This window comes from Streptomyces sp. NPDC030183 (assembly GCF_055573455.1).
Genome location: NZ_JBVIBK010000016.1, coordinates 174,574 through 183,147 on the forward strand (window position 1 = coordinate 174,574; position 8,574 = coordinate 183,147).

Sequence of the window (8,574 nt, forward strand, 5' to 3'; positions counted from 1 at the left end):
CCACAGACCCCGCACCAGGAAGCAGGCGATCGCCATGGGCAAGCTCGTCTCGACCGTCTTCGTCACGCTCGACGGCGTCTACCAGGCCCCCGGCGGCCCCGAGGAGGACACCCGCGGAGGCTTCGAGCACGGAGGCTGGAGCTTTCCGTACGCCGACGACGACTTCGGGAAGTTCGTCGACGAGAGGTTCGGCAGGGTCGGCGCGTTCCTCCTCGGCCGCCGGACGTACGACATCTTCGCCTCGTACTGGCCGAAGGTGACCGACCCGGCCGACCCGGTCGCCGGCAAGCTGAACACGCTCCCGAAGTACGTCGCCTCCTCGACCCTCACCGACCCCGAGTGGTCCGGCACCACGGTCCTCGGCGGCGATCTCGCCGACCAGGTCACCGCCCTCAAGGAGCGCACCGACGGCGAACTCCAGGTGCACGGCAGCGGGGCGCTGGTCGGTTCCCTGATCGACCTCGGCCTCCTCGACACGCTGCACCTGCTGACCTTCCCGGTGGCGCTCGGCTCCGGCCTCCGGCTGTTCCGGGAGGGAGCCGTGCCGACGGCCTTCCGGCACGCGGGGGGCCGGATCACCGGCAAGGGCGTCTCCATCCAGACGTACGAGCGGGAGGGGCGCCCCTCCTACGGCAGTTTCGCCCTCCCCGAGGACGCCTGACGGAACGCCTGACAGGACGCCTGACAGGACGCCTGACGGGGCGTCGTCTGTGAAGAGGGGCGGGCCGTCCGTGAACTCCGGTTAACTCCCGGAAAACTTCACGGGCGGGCCCGCGAACACTTCGGGCTTGTCATTGACATGCCATTGTCTACGCGCGTCATCATCAGGCCATGACATTCCCCCCACGCACTGCGCTCGTCACGCGCGTCGGCGCCACCGCCGCCCTGCTGTCCGCCCTCCTCGTCGGCGGCACGGTCACCGCCGGCGCCGCCGACACCTCGGCCGCCGCGGTCGGCAGCATCTGCTACGGCGACCTGCCGTCGCAGGCGTACACCACGCTGGACCTCATCGAGCGGGGCGGCCCGTTCCCCTACACGCAGGACGGCAGCGTCTTCCAGAACCGGGAGCGCGTCCTGCCCTCGCGGTCCAGCGGCTACTACCACGAGTACACGGTGAAGACGCCCGGCTCCTCGACCCGTGGCGCCCGCCGCATCGTCACCGGGCAGCAGCACCAGGAGGACTACTACACCGCCGACCACTACGCGTCCTTCGACCTGATCGACTACGACTGCTGATCACCGCGCACCGGCCGGTCCCGCTGACACCCGCCGGGCCGTCCGTCCTCCCTCCCACCGGAACGGACGGCCCGACGGGCCCGGCGGTCACCCGGCCTTCCGGCTGTCGGCGGCGGCGAACAGCGCGAGCCCCAGCACGATCAGCGCGATGCTCACATAGATCTCGTAGCCGTCCAGGACGGCCCAGTGCTGCGTCACCCCCCACCGCAGCTTGCCGGTGAGTTCGTGGACCAGACCGCCCGAGCCCTGCAGCAGGGCGAGGAACCCGAGAAACTCCAACAACTGCTTCATGGGAGGGATCCTCGCGCCGCGGGCCCCGCCCGCCCATCGGCCACGGGGCGCGGCCCGGCCGACGGGAGTACCGCTCCCTGGAGCGGCGGACCGCCGAAAGTCGGCGAGATCAAGACTTTGGTCGCGATCCCCGGCGGAACGGGCCGACAAGGGGCCGACTCTGCGTAGATTTGTCGACTGTGAGTGGTGACGAACCGGTGCCCGGACCACCGGCCTTCCCCGGACGGCGCTGGCTGTTGCCGTCGGCCGTCCTCGACCCCGCCCAGGACTCCGGCACCGGGCGGCCGGAGCGGCGACCCCGGCGCACCGCGCGTGACTGGGCCGTCGACTTCACCTGCTTCCTGATCGCGGTGGGCATCGGTCTCCTCGGTGTGGACACGGTCAACAAGGAGGTCGGCCTCCCCGAGGTCTACGCCCTCTTCGACCAGGTGCTGGGCGCGCTCGCCTGCGCCGCGGTCTGGCTCCGCAGACGCTGGCCTACCGGGCTCGCCGTCGCGATGGTCCCGGTGTGCTTCGTGTCCGCCACCGCGGGCGGGGCCGGCCTGGTCGCCCTCTTCACCCTCACCGTCCACCGGCCCTTCCGGTACGTGGCCTGGGTGGGCGGCGCCTCCCTCCTGCTGAACCCGGTCTTCTTCTGGCTGCGCCCCGACCCGGACGTCAGCTACCCCTGGGCGGTGTTCCTCTCCGTCCTGCTCACCGGCGCGACCGTCGGCTGGGGCATGTTCGTGCGCTCCAAACGGCAGTTGATCCTGAGCTTCCGTGACCGTGCCCGGCGGGCCGAGACCGAGGCGGCCCTGCGGGCCGAACAGGCGCAGCGGCTGGCCCGCGAGGCCATCGCCCGCGAGATGCACGACGTCCTCGCCCACCGGCTCACCCTGCTCAGCGTGCACGCGGGCGCCCTGGAGTTCCGGCCCGACGCGCCCCGCGCGGAGATCGTCCGCGCGGCGGGCGTCATCCGCGAGAGCGCCCACGAGGCGCTCCAGGACCTGCGGGAGATCATCGGCGTGCTGCGCGCCGGCGACGCCGACGACGCCGGACGTCCCCAGCCGACGCTCGCCGCGCTGGACAGCCTGGTCGCCGAGTCCAGGGCGGCCGGCATGAAGGTCGTCCTCGACAACCACGTCACCGACCCCGCCGCCGTCCCCGCCTCCGTGGGCCGCACCGCGTACCGCATCGCCCAGGAGTGCCTGACCAACGCCCGCAAACACGCCCCCGGCGCCGAGGTCACCGTCACGGTCACGGGCGCCCCGCGCGACGGACTCACCGTCCACGTGAGCAACCCCGCGCCACCGGGGGAGGTCCCGCCCGTGCCCGGCTCAGGACAGGGGCTCATCGGCCTGACCGAGCGGGCGACGCTCGCCGGCGGCCGCCTGGAGCACGGCCCCGACACCGACGGCGGCTTCCGGGTACGGGCCTGGCTGCCCTGGGTCTGACAACCGGGTGTGCGCGACGCCGGGGAGTCGACCATGATGGCCAGTCGACTCGTTGTACGGACGGCGTGCAACACCGCGGGTGTGCACGCGAGATCCGGCGGTCGCGGGTTCGGTACGGGGTGGGGTTGTAGGGCGCCTGACAGCTCGGGGGTGCGGGGTTCGTCGGCGGGTGCGGGTGCGTTGTGATTTCTCGCGCGGTTCCCCGCGCCCCTGAAGGCCTGGGCCTGCGGCCCGGCCTTCAGCTGAAAAGCACGGGGCGCAGCCCCGGTCGCTTTTCAGGGGCGCCGGGAACTGCGCGAACGGCCCCCACCCACCCGCACCCGCCGACGAACCGCGCGCCCCCGGCCCACTACGCGCCCCCGGTCCACTCCCGCCGCACCACCCGTTGGCCCGCCGACCCGTACACCCACGCCGACGCCTCGTCGATGAAGTCGCCGGGGAAGCCGAGGCGGAAGCCGGTCGTGTCCTCCAGACGGGCCAGGACCTCTTCCGGCAGGACGAGCCGCGCCGCGCCCAGGTTGTCCACGAGCTGTTCCGCCCGGCGGGCGCCCAGGATGGGGTGGACGGCGGGGGAGTGGGCCATGGTCCAGGCGATGGCGACCTGCGCCGGGGTCGCGCCGAGTTCGTCAGCGGCGGACTGCACCGCCTGCGCGACCGCCCGCTCCCGCCTCCCGATCGTCTCCGCGGACAGCCGGGTCGCCGTACCCGGCGCCGGTCCGCCCGCCCGTGTGTACTTGCCGGACAGGATGCCGTTCTGCAGCGGGCTCCAGGCCGCCACCGACATCCCGAACGCCTCCGCCATCGGCAGCAGTTCACGCTCGATGTCCCGGTTCAGCAGGCTGTACGGCACCTGGAGCGCCGACAGCGGCGACCAACCCCGCCACTCCGCGAGGGTGTTGGCCCGGGCGACCACCCACGCCGGGGCGTCCGAGATCCCGACGTACAGCACCTTCCCGGACCGTACGGCGTCGTCCAGCGCGCGCATCGTCTCCTCGACCGGGGTGTTCCGGTCCCAGATGTGCACCCAGTACAGGTCGATGTAGTCGGTGCCCAGGCGCCGCAGACTGGTCTCCAGCGACAGGGTCAGGTTCTTGCGGTGGTTGCCCGCCGCGTTGGGGTCGGTGCCGTCGCGCGAGACGGTGTACTTGGTGGACAGCACGAACCGGTCCCGCTGCCCCTTGAGCAGCTCGCCGACGATGCGCTCGCTCTCCCCGCCCCGGTAGTTGACGGCCGTGTCGATCACATTGCCGCCGGCCTCCGCGTACGCGTCGAGGATGCGCGCGCACTCCGCCCGGGGCGCCCCCACCCCGCCCTGCTCGCCGAACGTCATGGCGCCGAGGAACAGCTCGGAGACACGGAGCCCCGTCCGGCCCAGGAGTCGGTAACGCACCCAAAACCTCCGTCAGTTGAATGCCGTACCGGCCGACACTAACGGGTCGCCCCGGCGGAAGACGGCGGTCCGTGACGCGGCGTCACTACGGTAGGGCCATGACCGACATCCGAACGGTGGTCCGATGACCGCGATCCGACTGCTCCTCGTCGACGACGACCCCCTCGTCCGCGCCGGGCTCTCCTTCATGCTGGGCGGCGCCGACGACATCGAGATCGTGGGCGAGGCCGCCGACGGCGCCGAGGTGGACGTCCTGGTCGACCGCACCCGTCCCGACGTCGTCCTCATGGACATCCGGATGCCGACCGTCGACGGCCTCTCGGCCACCGAACGGCTCCGCCGCCGCGCGGACGCGCCCCAGGTCGTCGTTCTGACCACCTTCCACGCCGACGACCAGGTGCTGCGGGCCCTGCGCGCGGGCGCCGCCGGATTCGTCCTCAAGGACACCCCGCCCGCCGAGATCGTGACGGCGGTCCGTCGGGTCGCCGCCGGCGACCCCGTCCTCTCGCCCGCCGTCACCCGCCAGTTGATGGAGCACGCCGCGGGCGCCGCCCCCGACACCCGCCGCACGACCGCCCGTACCCGCGTCGCCGCCCTCAACGACCGGGAACGCGAGGTCGCCGTCGCCGTGGGCCGGGGCGCCTCCAACGCCGAGATCGCCGCCGAGCTGTTCATGAGCGTCGCCACCGTCAAGACCCATGTCTCCCGCATCCTCGCCAAGCTGGACCTCAACAACCGTGTGCAGATCGCCCTGTTGACGTACGACGCCGGGCTGCTGGAGGAGGACGGACGGTAGCCGGGGCCGAGCGTTCCGCAGGGGGCGGCCGGCCGGTGGGCGGGGAATCCGGTGCCGGTCCGGGCACTCGCGCCGGGGCCCGAGCGTTGTGTGGGCGAGGGGGGATTCATGAGGAACACCCATGTGATCGATCTGAGGGAGTACGGGACCCGGTTCACCGAGGACCCGTATCCCGTGTACGCCGAGCTGCGCGCGCTCGGCCCGGTGCACCGGGTCCGGCTGCCGGGCCCCGACCCGGACCACGAGGCATGGCTGGTGGTGGGGTACGAGGAGGCGAGGGCGGCGCTCGCCGACCCCCGGCTGGCGAAGGACGCATCCAAGATCGGGGTCACCTTCCTCGACGAGGAGCTGATCGGCAAGTACCTGCTGGTCTCCGACCCGCCGCAGCACACCCGGCTGCGCCGGCTCATCGCGCGCGAGTTCACCGCCCGCCGGGTCGAACAGCTGCGGCCCAGGATCCAGCAGATCACCGACTCGCTGCTCGACACGATGCTGCCGCTCGGCCGCGCCGACCTGGTGGAGTCCTTCGCCTATCCGCTGCCGCTCACGGTCATCTGCGAACTGCTCGGCGTACCCGAGTTCGACCGCGCCGCCTTCCGCGCCATGTCGACGGAGACCGTGGCCCCCACCAGCGCGGAGAGCGAGTACGACGCCTTGGTCCGACTCGCCGCGTACCTGGGCGAGCTGATCGAGGACAAGCGCTGCTCCCCGCCCGCCGACGACCTGCTGAGCGCGCTGATCCGCACCACCGACGAGGACGGCGACCGGCTGTCCCCGGACGAACTGCGGGGCATGGCCTTCATCCTGCTCATCGCCGGTCACGAGACCACGGTCAACCTCATCACCAACGCCGTCCACACCCTGCTCGCCCACCCCGGCCAACTCGCCGAGGTGCGGGCCGACCTGAACCTCGTGGACGCGGTCGTGGAGGAGACCCTGCGCTACGAGGGTCCCGTGGAGAACGCGACGTTCCGCTTCGCCACCGAGCCCCTCGCCATCGCCGGTACGCCCATCGCGGCGGGCGACGCGGTGCTGATCGGCCTGGCCGCCGCCGACCGCGACGACAGCCGCTGCCCCGCCGCCGACCGCTTCGACATCCACCGCGACACCCGCGGCCACCTCGCCTTCGGTCACGGCATCCACTACTGCCTGGGCGCGCCCCTGGCCCGCCTGGAGGCACGCGTCGCCCTGCGCAGCCTCCTCGACCGCTGCCCCGGCCTCGCCCCGGACGGCCCGCCGGGCCCCTGGCTGCCTGGGATGCTGATACGCGGCGTACGGAGCCTGCCGGTCCGCTGGTGACCACGCCCTCCACCACCCACGCACGCCGCTCCGAGCCCCGGGGGCAGGGCTCGTCCAGCTCGTGCCGCGCGGGCACTTCTGACAGCGGGGTGCCCGGCGCGCCCCGCGCGGTCCGTCCTCCCGTGCGCCGGGTGGCTCAGTCTCGGCCTCCCGGGATCTCGCCGAGGCTCACCGGCCGGTGCTCCCTGCGGGACAGCTCGCACGCCTCGGCGACCCGCAGGGCCTGGAGGGCCTCGCGGCCGTCGCAGGGGTTGGCCCGCTCGCCGCGGACCACCTCGACGAAGGCGGCGACCTCGGCCTCGTACGCGGCGGCGAAACGCTCGAGGAAGCCGGTCCACGGCTTGTCGGCCGGCGGCGGCCCGGCCGGCTCGGTGGACGCGACCGGCGTACGGTCGTCCAGCCCGACCACCACGGTGTCCAGCTCCCCGGCCAGCTCCATGCGGACGTCGTATCCCGCCCCGTTCACCCGGGCCGCCGTCACCGTGACGAGGGTGCCGTCCTCCAGCGTCAGCACGGCCGCCGCCGTGTCCACGTCGCTCGCCTCCCGGAACACCGGGTTCCCGGCGTCCGACCCCGTCGCGTACACGGTGACGACCTCGCGCCCGGTCACCCATCGCACGGCGTCCAGGTCGTGGATCATGCAGTCCCGGTAGATGCCCCCGGACACCGGCAGGTACCCGGCCGGCGGCGGCGCCTGGTCGGCGCTCAGGGCCCGCACCGTGTGCAACCGCCCCAGCCGGCCCGACCGCACGGCCTCGCGGGCGCCGACATAGCCGGAGTCGAAGCGCCGCTGGAAGCCCATCTGCAGCACGGTTCCCGCCGCGTCGACCTCGGCGAGCGCGCTTAAGGTGCCCTGGAGGTCCACGGCAACGGGTTTCTCGCAGAACACCGGGAGACCCGAGCGTGCTGCCCGACCGATCAGTTCGCCGTGGGCCGACGTGGCGGCCGTGATCACCACGGCGTCCACGCCCCACGTGAAGATCTCGTCCACTCCCGGTGCGACCGTCTCGCCCAGACGGTCCGCGAGGTCATGGGCCCGAGCCGTGTCGACATCCGTGATGATCAGGGAGCCGACATCGCGGTGACGGCTGAGCGTGGTCGCGTGAATCGTCCCGATTCGACCCGCTCCGATGAGTCCGATGCGCATGAGAAACAAAGTGCGGTCGCACCCGCCACGCTGTCAATGGTTTGTCCGGACAACCGAACGACACCGCTTCCCGTCATCCGGCACCGGGGCTACGCTCGGCCCGTGCCGAAACCAGAAGTGGATCCGACCGTGTCGCTCCAGCTCAGCGTCGACCGCAGCAGCCCGGTCCCGCTCTACTTCCAGCTGTCCCAGCAACTGGAGGCCGCGATCGAGCACGGCGAGCTGACCCCGGGCAGCCTGCTGGGCAACGAGATCGAGTTGGCCGCCCGTCTCGGCCTGTCCCGTCCGACCGTCCGCCAGGCCATCCAGTCCCTCGTCGACAAGGGCCTCCTCGTCCGCCGCCGCGGCGTGGGCACCCAGGTCGTCCACAGCCAGGTCAAACGCCCCCTGGAGCTCAGCAGCCTCTACGACGACCTGGAGGCCGCCGGCCAGCGCCCCGCGACCCGGGTCCTGCTCAACACCGCGGTCCCCGCCTCCGCCGAGGTCGCCGCGGCCCTCGGCGTCGCCGAGGGCGGAGAAGTCCACCGCATCGAGCGACTCCGTCTGGCCCACGGCGAGCCCATGGCCTCCCTCTGCAACTACCTCCCGACGGGCCTCCTGGACCTCGACTCGCCCCAGCTGGAGTCGACGGGCCTCTACCGCCTGATGCGCTCCGCGGGCATCACCCTCCACAGCGCCCGCCAGACCATCGGTGCGAGAACGGCCACACCGGAGGAGGCCGAGCGCCTGACCGAACCCGACGGCGCCCCCCTCCTGACCATGCAGCGCACCACCTTCGACGACACGGGCAGAGCGGTCGAATACGGCACCCACATCTACCGGGCCTCCCGCTACTCGTTCGACTTCCAGCTCCTGGTGAGGGCGTAGAAGGTGGCCGTCCCGGGGGCCCCCCAAAACAAAGGGCACAACACTCCTCCTCCCCGGGGCGGGGAGGGGCTGAACGCTGGTCCCCCCCGCCGGTGCGACCCGCCCCCACCCCCCC

9 protein-coding genes are annotated in these 8,574 nt (G+C 72.5%); 6 read left to right on the top strand and 3 right to left on the bottom strand.

The features are described 5' to 3' along the window. Positions 1-34 precede the first annotated feature (34 nt). Both ACZ4Z2_RS20835 and ACZ4Z2_RS20840 read left to right on the top strand, forming a co-directional pair. Positions 35-661: a dihydrofolate reductase family protein gene (locus ACZ4Z2_RS20835; protein WP_468078061.1), complete on the top strand. Its 627-nt coding sequence runs from the start codon at positions 35-37 to the stop codon at positions 659-661. Positions 662-831: 170 nt separating this feature from the next. Beyond that, the gene (locus ACZ4Z2_RS20840; protein ID WP_468078063.1) at positions 832-1,236 is read left to right on the top strand and encodes a guanyl-specific ribonuclease; all 405 of its coding nucleotides are present in this window, start codon (positions 832-834) and stop codon (positions 1,234-1,236) included. Between the two features lie 87 nt (positions 1,237-1,323). Here the strand turns inward: ACZ4Z2_RS20840 and ACZ4Z2_RS20845 are convergent, their stop codons facing one another. Further along, entirely contained in the window at positions 1,324-1,527 is a 204-nt protein-coding gene (locus ACZ4Z2_RS20845; RefSeq protein WP_468078065.1) for a hypothetical protein, read from the bottom strand. Positions 1,528-1,706: 179 nt separating this feature from the next. Here ACZ4Z2_RS20845 and ACZ4Z2_RS20850 point away from each other — a divergent pair, with 179 nt between their 5' ends. Further along, positions 1,707-2,960: a sensor histidine kinase gene (locus ACZ4Z2_RS20850; protein ID WP_468078067.1), complete on the top strand. Its 1,254-nt coding sequence runs from the start codon at positions 1,707-1,709 to the stop codon at positions 2,958-2,960. A gap of 349 nt (positions 2,961-3,309) precedes the next feature. On the opposite strand, the gene ACZ4Z2_RS20855 is transcribed toward ACZ4Z2_RS20850, so the two are convergent. Next, entirely contained in the window at positions 3,310-4,350 is a 1,041-nt protein-coding gene (locus ACZ4Z2_RS20855; protein WP_468078068.1) for an aldo/keto reductase, read from the bottom strand. A gap of 124 nt (positions 4,351-4,474) precedes the next feature. Here ACZ4Z2_RS20855 and ACZ4Z2_RS20860 point away from each other — a divergent pair, with 124 nt between their 5' ends. Both ACZ4Z2_RS20860 and ACZ4Z2_RS20865 read left to right on the top strand, forming a co-directional pair. Next, positions 4,475-5,146, top strand: coding sequence for a response regulator transcription factor (locus tag ACZ4Z2_RS20860; protein ID WP_468078070.1), 672 nt, complete (start codon positions 4,475-4,477; stop codon positions 5,144-5,146). Between the two features lie 108 nt (positions 5,147-5,254). After that, positions 5,255-6,445 (top strand): cytochrome P450 family protein, encoded by a 1,191-nt coding sequence (locus ACZ4Z2_RS20865; RefSeq protein ID WP_468078072.1) that lies wholly within the window; start codon positions 5,255-5,257, stop codon positions 6,443-6,445. Between the two features lie 136 nt (positions 6,446-6,581). On the opposite strand, the gene ACZ4Z2_RS20870 is transcribed toward ACZ4Z2_RS20865, so the two are convergent. Further along, positions 6,582-7,592 (bottom strand): Gfo/Idh/MocA family protein, encoded by a 1,011-nt coding sequence (locus ACZ4Z2_RS20870; RefSeq protein WP_468078074.1) that lies wholly within the window; start codon positions 7,590-7,592, stop codon positions 6,582-6,584. A 129-nt stretch (positions 7,593-7,721) separates the two neighbouring features. Between ACZ4Z2_RS20870 and ACZ4Z2_RS20875 the strand changes: the two genes are divergently transcribed. Next, complete coding sequence (locus tag ACZ4Z2_RS20875) at positions 7,722-8,459, top strand: GntR family transcriptional regulator (RefSeq protein WP_468078146.1); 738 nt, start codon at positions 7,722-7,724, stop codon at positions 8,457-8,459. Positions 8,460-8,574 lie beyond the last annotated feature (115 nt).